This is a genomic window from Streptomyces sp. NPDC057424, from assembly GCF_042803315.1.
Lineage (GTDB): Bacteria > Actinomycetota > Actinomycetes > Streptomycetales > Streptomycetaceae > Streptomyces.
On the sequence record NZ_JBHVCP010000007.1, the window covers coordinates 186,527 to 201,989 of the forward strand.

11 protein-coding genes are annotated in these 15,463 nt (G+C 70.9%); 6 read left to right on the top strand and 5 right to left on the bottom strand.

Annotated elements, in window-relative coordinates:
- Nucleotides 1–128: 128 nt before the first annotated feature.
- The 5 genes from ACFU3E_RS09495 (at nucleotide 129) to ACFU3E_RS09515 (ending at nucleotide 7,524) form a co-directional block, all read left to right on the top strand.
- Nucleotides 129–2,498 carry a glycoside hydrolase family 2 protein gene (locus ACFU3E_RS09495; RefSeq protein ID WP_384154336.1) on the top strand — a complete coding sequence of 790 codons (2,370 nt, stop codon included), beginning with the start codon at nucleotides 129–131 and terminating at the stop codon, nucleotides 2,496–2,498.
- The gene (locus ACFU3E_RS09500) at nucleotides 2,495–3,538 is read left to right on the top strand and encodes a LacI family DNA-binding transcriptional regulator (RefSeq protein WP_384154338.1); all 1,044 of its coding nucleotides are present in this window, start codon (nucleotides 2,495–2,497) and stop codon (nucleotides 3,536–3,538) included. Before ACFU3E_RS09495 ends, ACFU3E_RS09500 begins: the two co-directional genes overlap by 4 nt.
- A gap of 121 nt (nucleotides 3,539–3,659) precedes the next feature.
- Nucleotides 3,660–4,877 (top strand): thiolase family protein, encoded by a 1,218-nt coding sequence (locus tag ACFU3E_RS09505; RefSeq protein ID WP_384154340.1) that lies wholly within the window; start codon nucleotides 3,660–3,662, stop codon nucleotides 4,875–4,877.
- The gene (locus ACFU3E_RS09510) at nucleotides 4,874–7,003 is read left to right on the top strand and encodes a 3-hydroxyacyl-CoA dehydrogenase NAD-binding domain-containing protein (protein WP_384154342.1); all 2,130 of its coding nucleotides are present in this window, start codon (nucleotides 4,874–4,876) and stop codon (nucleotides 7,001–7,003) included. The genes ACFU3E_RS09505 and ACFU3E_RS09510 overlap by 4 nt, the downstream gene beginning before the upstream one ends.
- A gap of 41 nt (nucleotides 7,004–7,044) precedes the next feature.
- On the top strand, nucleotides 7,045–7,524 hold the full coding sequence (locus ACFU3E_RS09515) for a hypothetical protein (protein WP_384154344.1): 480 nt from the start codon (nucleotides 7,045–7,047) through the stop codon (nucleotides 7,522–7,524).
- On the opposite strand, the gene ACFU3E_RS09520 is transcribed toward ACFU3E_RS09515, so the two are convergent.
- Nucleotides 7,469–8,488, bottom strand: a complete 1,020-nt coding sequence (locus ACFU3E_RS09520; protein ID WP_384154346.1) for a hypothetical protein — start codon at nucleotides 8,486–8,488, stop codon at nucleotides 7,469–7,471. The two genes, ACFU3E_RS09515 and ACFU3E_RS09520, sit on opposite strands and share 56 nt — an antisense overlap.
- Before the next feature lie 82 nt (nucleotides 8,489–8,570).
- Between ACFU3E_RS09520 and ACFU3E_RS09525 the strand changes: the two genes are divergently transcribed.
- Nucleotides 8,571–8,942 (top strand): NTP pyrophosphohydrolase, encoded by a 372-nt coding sequence (locus ACFU3E_RS09525; RefSeq protein WP_384154348.1) that lies wholly within the window; start codon nucleotides 8,571–8,573, stop codon nucleotides 8,940–8,942.
- A 522-nt stretch (nucleotides 8,943–9,464) separates the two neighbouring features.
- Here ACFU3E_RS09525 and ACFU3E_RS09530 read toward each other — a convergent pair.
- The 4 genes from ACFU3E_RS09530 to ACFU3E_RS09545 all read right to left on the bottom strand — a co-directional run bounded on the left by ACFU3E_RS09530 (nucleotide 9,465) and on the right by ACFU3E_RS09545 (nucleotide 15,325).
- Nucleotides 9,465–10,985: an amino acid permease gene (locus tag ACFU3E_RS09530; RefSeq protein WP_384154350.1), complete on the bottom strand. Its 1,521-nt coding sequence runs from the start codon at nucleotides 10,983–10,985 to the stop codon at nucleotides 9,465–9,467.
- A 136-nt stretch (nucleotides 10,986–11,121) separates the two neighbouring features.
- Complete coding sequence (gene dxs / locus ACFU3E_RS09535) at nucleotides 11,122–13,053, bottom strand: 1-deoxy-D-xylulose-5-phosphate synthase (protein WP_384154352.1); 1,932 nt, start codon at nucleotides 13,051–13,053, stop codon at nucleotides 11,122–11,124.
- A 191-nt stretch (nucleotides 13,054–13,244) separates the two neighbouring features.
- Nucleotides 13,245–14,537: a sugar ABC transporter permease gene (locus ACFU3E_RS09540; protein ID WP_384154354.1), complete on the bottom strand. Its 1,293-nt coding sequence runs from the start codon at nucleotides 14,535–14,537 to the stop codon at nucleotides 13,245–13,247.
- Nucleotides 14,534–15,325: an ATP-binding cassette domain-containing protein gene (locus ACFU3E_RS09545; protein ID WP_384154356.1), complete on the bottom strand. Its 792-nt coding sequence runs from the start codon at nucleotides 15,323–15,325 to the stop codon at nucleotides 14,534–14,536. The genes ACFU3E_RS09540 and ACFU3E_RS09545 overlap by 4 nt, the downstream gene beginning before the upstream one ends.
- Nucleotides 15,326–15,463: the final 138 nt, after the last annotated feature.

Here is a 15,463-nt window from a genome sequence, read left to right on the forward strand (position 1 = left end):
CGGAAGAGCACGTGCGGTATGGCTGGTTCGGAACTCTGACAGCGCGGACTCAACCGGTAAAGTCCCAATCCCGCCAACGATGCGAAACCGTCTCACGACTCTTCACTGAACCGGTTAAGGGAGCGCGCATGCTGGAGGCCACACCGCTCGGCGAGGGATGGATCCTGCGGCACGACTCGGACACGTTGCCGGCCACCGTGCCGGGGTGCGTGCACACCGACCTGATGGCGGCCGGGGCGATCCCGGACCCGTTCCTCGGCCGCAACGAGACCGAGGTGGCGTGGGTGGGGCGCCGGGACTGGACGTACGAGCGGGAGATCGGTGGCTCCTGGGGGCAGGAGCAGACCGACCTGGTCTTCGACGGGCTCGACACCGTCGCCGAGATCTCCCTGGACGGGCGGCTGCTGGGGAAGGTGCGGAACATGCACCGCTCGTACCGGTTCGACGTGACGGGCCTGTCCGGGCGGCTGTCCGTGCGGTTCGTCTCCGCCTACGCCGAGGCAGAGGCCGTGCGGGGCCGGGTGGGTGAGCGGCCCGCCGCCTACGCCGAGCCCTACCAGTACCTGCGCAAGATGGCCTGCTCCTTCGGCTGGGACTGGGGACCGACCCTGGTGACGGCCGGAATCTGGCGGCCGGTGCGCCTGGAGCACTGGTCGACGGCCCGGATCGCCCGGGTGCGCCCGCTGGTCACCGTCGAGGAGGGCACGGGCGTCGTCGAGCTGGCCGTCGACGTCGAGCGGACCCGGGTCGAGGCACCGCTCGCCGTGGAGGCGACCGTCGCAGGAGTGCGGGCTCGGGCCGAGATCGAGGGGGCGGGCGGGGTCGTACGGCTGCGGGTGCCGGACGCGGAGCTGTGGTGGCCGCGCGGGTACGGCGAACAGCCGCTGCACGAGGTGGAGTTGACGCTGCTGCACGGCGACGACGCCCTGGACGTGTGGCGGCGGCGGATCGGCTTCCGGACCGTGGAGCTGGACCGGCGGCCCGACGCGCACGGCACCGGCTTCACCCTCGTCGTCAACGGCGAGCGGCTCTTCGCACGGGGCGTCAACTGGATCCCCGACGACGTCTTCCCGTCCCGGATCACCCGCGAGCGCTACCGGGAGCGGCTGGAGCAGGCAGCCGGCGCGGGCGTGGACCTCGTACGGGTCTGGGGCGGCGGGATCTACGAGAACGAGGACTTCTACGACGCCTGCGACGAGCTCGGCATGCTGGTCTGGCAGGACTTCCCGTTCGCGTGCGCGGCCTACCCGGAGGAGCAGCCGCTGCGCGGCGAGGTGGAGGCCGAGGCGCGGGAGAACGTCGTACGGCTGATGCCTCATCCGTCGCTGGCGCTGTGGAACGGCAACAACGAGAACCTGTGGGGCTTCCGGGACTGGGGCTGGGAGCCGCGGCTGGCCGGGGACTCCTGGGGCGAGGGCTACTACCTGGGTGTTCTGCCGCGTGTGGTAGCCGAGTTGGATCCGACGCGGCCGTACACCGCGGGGAGTCCCTGGTCCGGGTCCTGGCGGCACCACCCCAACGACCCGGCGCACGGCACCCACCATTCGTGGGAGGTGTGGAACCGGGAGGACTACGCGGACTACCGGCTGAGCGTGCCCCGGTTCGTCGCCGAGTTCGGCTGGCAGGCGCCGCCCGCGTACGCCACGCTGCGCCGGGCGCTGCCCGGGGAGGAACTCGCGCCGGGCTCCCCCGGCATGCTGCACCACCAGAAGGCCGACGACGGCAACGGCAAGCTGGAGCGGGGGCTCCAGCGGCATTTCGCCGTGCCGGACGGGGACTTCGACCGATGGCACTACCTCATGCAGCTCAACCAGGCGCGGGCGGTCGCCGCCGGGATCGAGCACTGGCGTGCGCACTGGCCGGTGTGCGCGGGCACGATCGTCTGGCAGCTCAACGACTGCTGGCCGGTGACGTCCTGGGCGGCGATCGACGGGGACGGCCGGGAGAAGCCGCTCTACCACGAGCTGAAGCGGCTGTACGCGGACCGGCTGCTGACGCTCCGGGTGCGGGACGGTGCGCTGGTGCTGGCCGCCGTCAACCAGGGGGCGGAGGAATGGAGGGGCCGGCTGACGCTGCGACGGTGGTCCGTCGAGGGTGAGGTGCTGGGGCGGGCGGATGTCGAACTGGTGGCGGGGGTGCGGGCCGTGGCGCGCGTCGAGGTGCCCCGGGAGCTGACGCCCGACGGGCCGAAGGAGTTCCTGGTCGCCGACATGGACGGGATGCGGGGGGTGCACTTCCCGGTGCCGGACCGTGAAGTCTCCTACCCTCAGCCGGAGTTCGATGTCGCGCTCACCCCGGGCGGCATCACCGTGACCGCCCGCACCCTGGTGCGGGACCTGCTGCTCCAGGCCGACCGGCTGGAGCCGGGGGCGCGGGCCGACCGGGGGCTGGTCACACTGCTGCCGGGCGAAGAGGTGACCATCGGGGTGCGCGGCTGGAAGACTCCGGACACGGAGACCGCCCGTTCGGCCCTGTACTGCGTGGAGCCCACCCGATGACGGCAACGCCGCCCCCTCGCGTCACCATCAGGGACGTCGCCGCGCGCGCCGGCGTGTCCAAGGGTGCCGTGTCCCTCGCGTTCAACCACAAGCCGGGCCTGTCGGAGGCCACCCGGGACCGGATCTTCCTCGCCGCGCGGGAGCTGGGCTGGTCGCCGAGCCTCACGGCGCGGACGCTGGCCGGATCGCGGGTGGACGTGGTGGGGCTGGCCGTGTGCCGGCCGGCACGGGTGCTGGGCCTCGAGCCCTGGTACATGGAGTTCGTCTCGGGCGTGCAGAGCGTGCTGGCCGAGCAGTCCAGCTCGCTGCTGCTGAGGCTCGTACGGAACATGGACGAGGAGGTGGGCGTCCAGGAGGCGTGGTGGCGGGGGCGGCAGATCGGCGGGTCGATCCTCGTCGACTTCCGCGCGGACGATCCCCGGGTGGCCATGACGGAGCGGCTCGGGATGCCGGTGGTCGCGGTCGGGCACCCCTCGCTGACCGGGGGGCTCACGTCGGTGTGGACGGACGACGCCACGGCCGTGACGGAGGCGGTGCGGTATCTGGCCGCGCTCGGGCACCGGCGGATCGCCCGGGTGGGCGGGGCGGCGGACCTCGGGCACACGGCGATCCGGACGGCGGCGTTCGACGGGGCGGCCGGAGCGCTGGCCCTGGCCGGAGCGTGGCAGGTCGCGACGGACTTCTCGGGGGACGCGGGGGCGCGGGCGACGCGGTCGCTGCTGACCGCCTCGTCGCCGGACCGGCCGACCGCGATCGTGTACGACAACGACATCATGGCGGTGGCGGGGCTGTCGGTGGCGGCGGAGATGGGCCTTCGGGTGCCGGAGGACGTGTCGCTGCTGGCCTGGGACGACTCACAGCTGTGCCGGCTGACGCACCCGACCCTGTCGGCGATGAGTCATGACGTGCACGGGTTCGGGGCGGAGGTGGCCCGGACGCTGCTCTCGGTGATCACGGGTGGTGAGGAGGCGGCCGGATCCCACCCCGTGCCCACGCCCGTCCTGACGCCGAGAGGGTCCACAGCACCCCCGAAGGTGTGACGTTCGCCGCTCCCCCCGTCAGGACTGTGCAGCTACGTTACTCATAAGTAGCATGGGGCCTGAGCGCGCGCTCAGCGCATCGCAGCAGCAATGCAGATCCTGACCCTGGAGGAGAGCCATCGTGCCTCGTACCGTCAGGGACGTCGTCTTCGTCGACGGCGTCCGCACCCCGTTCGGCAAGGCGGGCCCGAAGGGCATCTACCACGAGACCCGTGCCGACGACCTCGTCGTGAAGGCGATCCGGGAGCTGCTGCGCCGCAACCCCGGACTCGACCCCAAGAAGATCGACGAGGTCGCCATCGCCGCGACCACGCAGATCGGTGACCAGGGACTCACCATCGGCCGCACCGCGGGGATCCTCGCCGGCCTCCCGCAGTCCGTCCCGGGCTACTCCATCGACCGCATGTGCGCCGGCGCCCTGACCGCCGTCACCGCGGTGGCCGGTTCCGTGGCCTTCGGCGCCTACGACGCCGCGATCGCCGGCGGTGTCGAGCACATGGGCCGCCACCCCATGGGCGAGGGCGTCGACCCGAACCCGCGGTTCGTCAGCGAGAAGCTGGTCGACGAGTCGGCCCTGTTCATGGGCATGACCGCGGAGAACCTGCACGACCGCTACCCACAGATCACCAAGCAGCGTGCCGACGAGTACGCCGTGCGCTCCCAGGAGAAGGCCGCCAAGGCGTACGCCAACGGCAAGATCCAGGCCGACCTGGTGCCGATCTCGGTACGCCGCACCTCCCCCGAGGCCGGCGAGACGGGCTGGGGCCTGGTCACCGCCGACGAGCCGATGCGTCCGGGCACGACCCTGGAGAACCTCTCCGGGCTGAAGACCCCGTTCCGTGTGCACGGCCGGGTCACCGCCGGCAACGCGGCCGGTCTGAACGACGGCGCCACCGCCTCGCTCATCGCCTCCGAGGACTTCGCGCGGGAGCACGACCTCCCCGTGAAGATGCGCCTGGTCTCCTACTCCTTCGCGGGTGTCGAGCCAGAGGTCATGGGCTACGGCCCGATCCCGGCGACGGAGAAGGCGCTGGCCCAGGCGGGCCTGTCGATCTCCGACATCGGCCTGTTCGAGATCAACGAGGCCTTCGCCGTCCAGGTCCTGGCCTTCCTCGACCACTACGGCATCGCCGACGACGACGAGCGCGTCAACCAGTACGGTGGCGCCATCGCCTTCGGCCACCCGCTCGCCTCCTCCGGCGTCCGCCTCATGACGCAGCTGGCCCGCCAGTTCGAGGAGCAGCCGCACGTCCGCTACGGCCTGACGACCATGTGCGTCGGCTTCGGCATGGGCGCGACGGTCATCTGGGAGAACCCGCACTTCGAGGGGGACAAGTGAGCACCACCGCCGAGCTTCTGAAGCAGGCTTCCGAGCTGTTCCCGGACGAGGTCGTCACGAGTGCGCACGTACGCCACTTCGACCTGCCGCTGGGTGCCGGGCGCTTCGCCCTGATCACCCTGGACAACGGCCACGACCACACCAAGCCGACCACCTTCGGCCCGGCCTCGCTGGCGAACCTCAACGCCGCGATCGACCAGGTCGAGAAGGAGGCCGCGGACGGCGAGATCGTCGGCGTCGGCCTCACCGGCAAGCCGTTCATCTTCGCGGTCGGCGCCGACCTCAAGGGCGTGGAGATCCTCAAGGAGTACGAGCACGCTCTCGCCATCGGCAAGGGCGGCCACGAGGTCTTCAAGCGGCTGTCCAAGCTGGCGGTCCCGACCTTCGCGTACTACAACGGCGCCGCGATGGGCGGCGGTGTCGAGGTCGGTCTGCACTGCACCTACCGGACCGTGTCCGCGGCCCTCCCGGCGTTCTCGCTGCCCGAGGTCTTCCTCGGTCTGGTCCCGGGCTGGGGCGGCTGCGCCCTGCTGCCGAACCTGATCGGCCCCGAGAAGGCCGTCTCGGTGATCATCGAGAACAGCCTCAACCAGAACAAGCAGCTCAAGGGCAAGCAGGTCTACGAGCTCGGGATCGCCGACGCGATCTTCGAGGGCGCGGACTTCCTGGAGCAGTCGCTGATCTGGACCGCGACCGTCCTCAAGGGCGAGATCGAGATCGAGCGCCCGGTGATCGACCGCGGCGAGGCCTGGGACCAGGCCGTCGCCAAGGGCCGTTTCATCGCCGACTCCAAGGTGCACGGCGCCGCCCCGGCCGCCTACCGCGCCCTGGACATCATCGCCGCCGCCAAGAACGGCGACCTCCAGCAGGGCTACGACGCCGAGGACAAGGCCCTCGCCGACCTCATCATGGGCGGCGAACTGCGCTCCGGCATCTACGCCTTCAACCTGGTGCAGAAGCGCGGCAAGCGCCCGGCCGGTGCCCCGGACAAGTCCCTGGCCCGTCCGGTCACCAAGGTCGGTGTCGTCGGCGCCGGTCTGATGGCCAGCCAGCTCGCGCTGCTGTTCCTGCGCCGCCTGGAGGTGCCGGTCGTGCTGACCGACATCGACCAGGAGCGCGTCGACAAGGGTGTGGGCTACGTCCACGCCGAGATCGACAAGCTGCTCGGCAAGGGCCGTGTCAACCAGGACAAGGCCAACCGCCTCAAGGCGCTGGTGTCCGGTGTGCTGGACAAGGCCGAGGGCTTCGCGGACGCGGACTTCATCATCGAGGCCGTGTTCGAGGAGATCGGCGTCAAGCAGCAGGTGTTCGCGGAGGTCGAGGCGGTCGCCCCGGCGCACGCGATCCTCGCCACCAACACCTCCTCGCTGTCGGTGTCGGAGATGGCGTCGAAGCTGAAGCACCCCGAGCGGGTCGTCGGCTTCCACTTCTTCAACCCGGTCGCCGTCCTGCCGCTGCTGGAGATCGTCCGCGGTGAGAAGACCGACGACGCCTCGCTCGCCACGGCGTTCGGTGTCGCCAAGAAGCTGAAGAAGACCGCGGTCCTCACCAAGGACGCCCCGGCGTTCGTCGTGAACCGCATCCTGACCCGCTTCATGGGCGAGATCCAGAACATCATCGACGAGGGCACCCCCGTCGAGGTCGCCGAGAAGGGCGTCGAGCCGCTCGGTCTGCCGATGTCGCCGCTGGTCCTGCTGGAGCTGGTCGGCCCGGCGATCGGCCTGCACGTCTCCGAGACGCTCAACCGGGCGTTCCCGGACCGCTTCACGGTCTCCCCGAACCTCAAGGCGGTCGTCGAGGCGGGCAAGCGCGGCTTCTACGTCTACGACAGCGGCAAGCCCGAGCTCGACCCCGAGGTCGCCGCGCTGCTGAAGCAGGGCGACACCGTCCTGACGGAGGAGCAGGTCCGCGACCGCGTGCTCGACGCGGTGGCGCAGGAGATCGGCATCATGCTCGACGAGGGCGTCGTCGCCGAGGCGCAGGACATCGACCTGTGCCTCATCACGGGCGCCGGCTGGCCGTTCCACCTGGGCGGCATCACGCCGTACCTGGACCGCGAGGGTGTCTCCGAGCGCGTGAACGGCAAGAGGTTCCTGGCGCAGGGCGTGGCGAGCGTCCCGGCGTAACGCGTCACCCCGGAGGGGGGCGGGGCGTACGGTAACAATCCGTGCACCCGCCCCCCACTGGTTCACGGCCGACGGCGCCGCGGGCCCTCCTCGTACGCTTCAACTGCGTCAACGTCGTCTTCGGCTGCTCGAACGTGGCGGAGCGGATCGTCGCGATGGACAAGCCCACCGACACCGCCGACCACTACCTGGAGGCCCGGTTCACGGTCGCCGCGGGCAGCCTGGAGCCCGGCGCCAACAGCAAGGGCATCGATCTCCAGCTCTTCCGCACCGACCACAAGAAGCGGAAGCAGTCCGACGACCGCTCCTTCGACGCGGAGATGACCAGCTGCAAGCCGGAGGAGAAGATCACCGCTTACAAGCGGGGCGACCTCGTCCGGGGCGAGGAGCCGGACGAACGACCGGGTCTACCAGACCACGAACAAGAGCCTCGAGATGAAGAGGGCGGTTCCGCTTCTGGTGGGGTCAGATCTCCCGCCAGGCCTCCAGCGCGAGCCCCGGCTCGTCCTTGCGCCGGGTGAGCAGCACGGTCCCGGTCGAGGGTGACAGGGAGGCCGCAACGACCTCCCCGTGCTCGTCGAGCGCCACCGAGACCATGGCGTCGGCGGGCAGCCGGGGCCCGGACTCGGTCCACCAGGCACCGGCCGGCTCCTGCTCGCTCGGATACGCGGCGAAGGCGACACGACCGCTCGCCGACCGCTGTGCGAGCACGGTGCAGTCGTGCCCCTCGATCTCACACCGTACGGCGGAGACCGGGCCGGGACCGGCGGACGTCAGGAGGGTCACCGGCTTCTCACCGGGGCGCCAGGCGCACAGGTCCCCCGACCTGTCGGTGAAGAAGAGGGTGGTGTGTTCGGTGGACGTGGCGAGCGCGCGCAGGGTCCCCGGACGGACGGGGGCGTCGACGCCCTCGGTCCGCACCGGCTTCTTCCCGTCCCCCTCCTGCTGCCAGTGCAGGATCCCGCCGGGCACGCAGGCATACAGCTCCACGAGTCCCGACTCCCCCGTGACGGCGGCCAACTCCCCCTCGACGTCGTGCCCTTCGAGGTCCAGCCAGCCGCCCCAGCCGCCCTTGACCTTCTGGTTGCGCAGGCTCACCCCGCCACCCTTGTTCCGGACGAAGACATAGCCGCGCCCCGCGCCGTCGACGGCGACGGCCGGCGGGCCCGTCCGGTCGCCCTTCTGGTCCGGGTGCCCGATAGGGACCCAGTCCAGGGGCGCGAGTCCGGGCCGGAAGTGCGTGGAGTGCACGAGCCCCGACTCGCCCGGCACGGTGGGCCGCCAGGCGGCCAGGTGACCGTACCCGTCGGCGCCCTGGCCGACCGCCGCGCCCGGGTGCAGCTTCTGGCTGCCGCCGACGGTGCGCGGAGCGTCCTCCCAGGGGCCGGCGGGGCCGCGTTCCGCACGGCACAGGACGGCTTCGCCGGAGGGCAGGTAGACGGTGAGGCGGCCGTCGCGGCCGCGGATGAGCCAGTCGCCGTTCACCAGTTCACTTTATGCGGCCGACAGGGCCCGGCGCGCCCGCCCTCCCCTGCCCCGGGCCCATCTGCCGTGCGACCCTGGCCACATGAACGCCCACGCGCCTGTCCTCGTCGTCGTCGACGCCGCGAATGTCGTCGGGTCGGTGCCGGACGGGTGGTGGCGGGACCGTCGCGGTGCGGCGGAACGGCTGCGGGACCGGCTGGCGTCGGAAGGGGTTCCCGCTGTGTCCGGGCCGGTGGAGATCGTCCTGGTGGTCGAGGGGGCGGCGCGGGGGGTGGAGTCCGTGCCGGGGGTGCGGGTGTCCCCGGCTCCGGGCAATGGAGACGATCACATCGTCGAGGTGGTCGCGTCGGCCGGTGACCGTTCCGTCCTGGTGATCACGGCGGACCGGGAGCTGCGGAGGCGGGTCGGGGAGCTGGGGGCGGAAGTGGCGGGGCCACGGACGGTTCGCCCTTAGGGGTCCTTTCACCATGAGCGTCCGATCAGGTCGCGTGGTCTGGTGCCGTGCATCGCAAGGCGCCGGAGAGCCCTCGATGGGGGTGCCCCCTGCTCGAGCGAAGGCGAGAGCTCGGGCGAGGAGCCACCAGGGCTTCTCGGCAACGCGGCGAGGCGCGGTGCCAGGCCGCGCGACCCGGGCGGGCATGGTGAGGGCCCCTCAGGGCTCGGCGTCGCACCGCGGCCGGGGTGGGTCCGCCGACCCCGGCGGAGCGGGGTGCCTCGCCCAGGCTCTCGGCTCCGCCCGAGCGGCGGGACCCCACGCCCGTGCCGCCCTCGGCAGCACGAGTGCCCGCGGCTCAGCGGCCCCACAGCCGCCGGATGACGCAAAGGGGCCGTGCCGGGGGCCCGCCCGCAGCGGTGGGCGACTCGACGGGCGGTGCGCCGGTACGCAACCCCCTCGCGCCGTCTCCGAGGACGGACGCCACCGCCGTGGCCCCGGCACCCGGCGAGCAGGCGCAGCCGCCCGGCGAGCGGCAGACGCCTACGGCGTGCCGCCACCGCCACCCACGCTCGGCTGTTCCTCGCCCGCTTCGCCGCGCGCGAGGCGGCTGTGGGTGCGGCCGTAGAGGAAATAGACGACGAAGCCGGCGGCCATCCAGATGGCGAAGCGGACCCACGTCTCGGCGGGGAGGTTGATCATCAGCCAGAGGGAGGCGCAGATCGACAGGATCGGGAGGGCCGGCACCCACGGCGTGCGGAAGGCCCGGGGCAGGTCGGGGCGGGTCCTGCGGAGGATGATCACGCCGATGGCGACGACCACGAAGGCGAACAGGGTGCCGATGTTCACCAGCGCGGCGAGTTCCGTCAGCGGCGTGAACCCGGCGAGGACCGCGATGATCACGCCGAGCAGGATGGTCGGCCGGTGCGGCGTCCTGAACCGCGGGTGGACGCGCGAGAAGAACCGCGGCAGCAGCCCGTCACGGCTCATCGCGAAGAACACCCGGGTCTGCCCGAGGAGCAGGATCATGCAGACCGTCGTCAGGCCGACCGCGGCGCCGAAGCTGATGAAGCCCGCGAACCACGGATGCCCGGTGGCCTTGAACGCGTCGGCGAGCGGGGCGTCGACGGACAGCTCGCTGTAGTGCTGCATGCCGGTGACGACGATCGAGACGAGGACGTACAGCGCCGTGCAGATCACGAGGGAGCCGAGGATGCCGCGCGGCATGTCGCGCTGCGGGTTCTTGGTCTCCTCCGCGGCCGTGGCCACGACGTCGAAGCCGATGAAGGCGAAGAACACGACCGAGGCGGCGGTGAAGATGCCCATCACGCCGAAGTTGGAGGGCGCCCAGCCGAACATGAGCTGGATCAGCGGGGAGTCGAGACTGGCCCCGGCCTCGACAGGCTTCTCCTTGGGGATGAACGGGTCGTAGTTGTCAGCGTTGATGAGGAACGCGCCCGCGATGATCACGACGAGGACGACCGTCACCTTGATGGCGACGACGATCGAAGTGATCCGCGCGGACAGCTTCATGCCGACCACGAGGATGCCGGTCAGGACGAGGACGAGCGCGGCGGCGAGGACGTCGAAGCCGAAGGCGTCGGCGCCCTCGCGACTGCCGAGGGCCGTCGGCATGGCCCAGCCCGCGTTGTCCATGAGCGACTGGATGTAGCCGGACCAGCCGACGGCCACCACCGCCGTACCGAGTGCGAACTCCAGGACCAGGTCCCAGCCGATGATCCAGGCGGGCAGTTCACCGAGGGAGGCGTACGAGAACGTGTAGGCGGACCCGGCGACCGGGACCGTGGACGCGAACTCGGCGTAACAGAGGGCGGCCAGGGCGCACGCGATGCCGGCCGCGACGAACGCCAGAGCCGTCGCGGGCCCGGCGTTGTCCTTGGCGACAGTGCCGGTGAGTACGAAGATGCCGGTACCGATGATCACACCGACGCCGAAGACGGTCAGATCCAGCGCGGACAAGGACTTCCTGAGCGCGTGTTCTGGCTCCTCGGTGTCGAGGATGGACTGCTCGACCTTCTTCGTCCGGAAGAGGGTACTGCTCACGGGGTACCTCCCACGCTTGTCGTCCTCGACATGATCGAGAGGGGGCAGCGTGCGTATGCCCAGGCGGGGAAGAATTCACGCCAATGGGCCGGTTTCACCACCCTTCGCGGTGGTGAAACCGGCCCCTTCAGCAGTGTCAGTCGCGCGCGGGCTCCACCGAGTCCACGGCGTCCGCGGTGGACCGCTCGTACCGGCCGTCCAGCTTGGCGACCAGCCCGGTCACCTGCCGGGCGATGTCCGGCGCGGTGAGGCCGATCTCGGCGAGGACCTCGGCGCGCGAGGCGTGGTCGAGGAAACGGGGCGGGATGCCGAAGTCCCGCAGCGGCACGTCGACACCCGCGTCGCGCAGCGCCTGCGCGATCGCCGAGCCGACGCCGCCGACCCGGCTGTTGTCCTCGACGGTGACGACCACGCGGTGCTGCTCGGCGAGCGGGGCCATGGCCTCGTCGACGGGCTTGACCCAGCGCGGGTCGACGACGGTCGTGGAGATGCCCTGCCTGTCGAGCAGACCGGCGATCTCCAGGCACATCGGCGCGAGGGCGCCGACCGAGACCAGCAGGACGTCCGGCCGGTCGGTACCGGGCTCGCGCAGCACGTCCATGCCGCCGACCCGGCGCACGGCCGGCACGGCGGGGCCGACGGCGCCCTTGGAGAAGCGGACCACGGTCGGCGCGTCGTCGACGGCGACGGCCTCGCGCAGCTGGGCGCGCACCTGGTCGGCGTCGCGCGGCGCGGCCAGCCGCAGGCCGGGCACGACCTGCAGGATCGACATGTCCCACATGCCGTTGTGGGAGGCCCCGTCGGTGCCGGTGACACCGGCCCGGTCGAGCACGAAGGTGACGCCGCACTTGTGCAGGGCCACGTCCATCAGTACCTGGTCGAAGGCGCGGTTGAGGAAGGTGGCGTACACGGCGAACACCGGGTGCACACCGCCCGTGGCCAGGCCGGCCGCGGAGACGGCGCCGTGCTGCTCGGCGATGCCGACGTCGTAGACCCGCTTGGGGAAGCGCTTGGCGAACTTGTCCAGGCCCACGGGCTGGAGCATGGCGGCCGTGATGGCGACGATGTCCTCGCGCTCCTCGCCGAGCCTGACCATCTCCTCGCCGAAGACGGAGGTCCAGTCGGCGCCGGAGCTGGCGATCGGCAGGCCCGTGTCGGGGTGGATCTTGCCGACGGCGTGGAAGCGGTCCGCCTCGTCCTGGAGGGCGGGCTGGTAGCCGCGGCCCTTCTCGGTGAGGCAGTGCACGATGACCGGCCCGCCGAACCGCTTGGCCTTGGCGAGCGCGGACTCCAGGGCCTCCAGGTCGTGCCCGTCGATCGGCCCGACGTACTTCAGGCCGAGGTCCTCGAACATGCCCTGCGGGGCGATGAAGTCCTTCAGCCCCTTCTTGGCGCCGTGCAGGGTGTCGTAGAGCGGCCGCCCGACGACGGGGGTGCGCTCCAGGACCTCCTTGGTGCGGGCGAGGAACCGCTCGTAGCCGTCGGTGGTGCGCAGGGTCGCCAGGTGGTTGGCGAGGCCGCCGATGGTCGGCGCGTAGGACCGCTCGTTGTCGTTGACGACGATGACGAGCGGGCGGTCCTTGGCGTCGGCGATGTTGTTCAGCGCCTCCCAGGCCATGCCTCCGGTCAGCGCGCCGTCACCGATCACGGCCACGACGTGGTCGTCGCGCTCCAGGATCTGGTTGGCCTTGGCGATGCCGTCGGCCCAGCCGAGGACCGTCGAGGCGTGCGAGTTCTCGATGACGTCGTGCTCGGACTCGGACTGCGAGGGGTAGCCGGACAGGCCGCCCTTCATCTTCAGCTTCGAGAAGTCCTGGCGGCCGGTGAGCAGCTTGTGCACGTAGGACTGGTGGCCGGTGTCCCAGAGCACCTTGTCCTTCGGCGAGTCGAAGACCCGGTGCAGGGCGATGGTGAGCTCCACCACGCCGAGGTTGGGGCCGAGGTGACCGCCGGTCTTGGAGACCGCTTCGACAAGGAAGCTACGGATCTCCTCCGCCAGCTGGTTCAGCTCCTCCGGGTTGAGCCGGTCCAGATCGCGCGGTCCCCTGATACGGGTCAGCAGCGGCACCCGTGCCTCCTTGCAGTAGAGCTGTTGCCGGGCTTGTCGAGTCTAATGTTCCGCCGCGGTGGAAGGTGTCCGGGCGGTGCGTCGTACGTCACCCGATCTGCCGTACCCAGCTACGGCCCGCTCTACGACACGGCTGTGCCCGGCACCCCCAGGGGTGCCGGGCACAGCTTCCGGGACGTCCGTCGGCGTTGTTACGCGCGACCGGCCGTCCGCTGCGTCTTGCGGGTGACCGAGTCGATGACCACGGTCGCCAGCAGCACGCCACCGGTGATCATGTACTGGACCGGCGCTCCGGTGCCCTGGAGGGCCAGGCCGTACTGGATCGAGGTGATCACCATGACACCGAGCAGGGCGTTCCAGATGCGGCCGCGGCCGCCGAAGAGGCTGGTGCCGCCGATGACGGCCGCCGCGATGACGTTCATCAGCAGGTCGCCGGCCCCGGCGCTCTGGTTGGCGGCCGCGATCTTGGAGGCCCAGAACAGGCCGCCGACCGCGGCGAACAGGCCCGCGAGGGCGAACACCGAGACACGGACCGCGACGACGTTGATGCCCGCGCGGCGGGACGCCTCGACGCTGCCGCCGAGCGCGAACACCTTGCGGCCGTACGGGGTACGGCGCACCAGGAAGTCCATGGCGACCAGGACGACGAGGAACAGCAGCAGAGCCAGGGGCAGGCCCTTGTACTGGTTGAACATGACCGCGGCGGCGAAGGCGACGACGGCCAGCAGACCGGTACGCAGCAGAATGTCGCTCAGCGGCCGGGACGGGACCCCGGCGGCCTCCCGCCGGCGGCTGTCGAGGAACGCGGAGACGAAGTAGCCCGCGACGGCGAGCGTCGCCAGGCCGTACGCGGCGGCGACGTCGGAGAAGTAGTACGTGGTCAGCTGCCCGACCACGCCCTCGCTGTCGATGTTGATGGTGCCGTTCTGGCCCAGCATCTGGAGCATGAAGCCGTTCCAGAACAACAGCCCCGCGAGGGTGACCGCGAAGGCCGGTGCCCCGATTCTCGCGAAGAAGAAGCCGTGCAGGGCGCCGATCGCCGCGCCGCCGACGACGGCGATCAGCAGGGCGAGCCATTCGTTGACGCCGTGGGTGATGGAGAGGACGGCGAAGACGGCACCGGAGACACCGCTGACCGAGCCGACCGACAGGTCGATCTCCCCGAGCAGCAGCACGAAGATGATGCCGATGGACATCATGCCGGTCGCGACCATGGCGACGGAGATGTCGTTGAGGTTCTTCGCGGACAGGAACGCCGAGTTCAGGCTCTGGAACGTGACGCAGATGACGACGAGGCCGACGACGACCGGGATCGAACCCAGGTCACCGCCGCGGATCTTCCGCTTGAACTCGTTGAGGTAGCCGGCGAAGCCCTGCTCCCGGACGAGCAGCCGGGGGTCGACGGCGGTGTCGGAACCGGCGGCGGCCTCGGGGTTCTCCACGATGTGCTCGTCCGTGGGCGTGGAGGTCTTGTCGATGCTCACTTCTGAGCCTCCCCGTTGGTGCGCGCCGCACGGCGGGTCACGGCGTTCTCCGTGGCACCGGTGATGGCGGAGATGATCTCTTCCTGTGAGGTCGACTTGACCTCGAAGACACCGTTGTTGCGCCCGAGGCGCAGCACGGCGACCTTGTCCGCGACCGCCTTCACGTCGGCCATGTTGTGGCTGATGAGCACCACGGCGTGGCCGCGCTCACGGAGCCGCTCGACCAGGTCGAGGACCTGTGCGGTCTGCTCCACGCCGAGCGCCGCGGTCGGCTCGTCGAGGATGACCAGCTTCGGCTCGCCGAGCATGGAGCGGGCGATGGCCACGGTCTGGCGCTGACCGCCGGAGAGCGAGGCGATCGGGATGCGGACGCTGGGGATGCGGATCGACAGCGTGTCGAGCAGCTCGCGCGAGCGGCGCTCCATCTCCACCTCGTCGAGGACGCCGCGGCGGCGCAGTTCCCGGCCCAGGAACAGGTTGCCGACGACGTCGATGTTGTCGCACAGCGCGAGGTCCTGGTAGACGGTCGCGATGCCCAGATTCTGGGCGTCGTGCGGCTTGTTGATCGATACGGCCTTGCCCTCCCACTCGATGACGCCGTCATCGATGGGGTGCACGCCGGCGATCGTCTTGACCAGCGTGGACTTTCCGGCGCCGTTGTCGCCGACCAGGGCGACCACTTCACCGGCATGGACCTCAAGCTCTACGTCGGTGAGCGCCTGGACGGCACCGAATCGCTTGGAGACCCCGCGCAACGCCAGCACGGGCGTAGCGGACACGTGAATCATCTCCTTCGCCGCCTGACCCGGCGGAAGGTAGTGCAGAAGAGTTGGGGGTTCCGTCCGGCGCCCCGCCTAGCTTGCGGGGCTGGTGTGTGCGGGGCGCCGGAGGAGCTGTGCGTGGTCGTGCCGCCCGCCAGGTGGGCG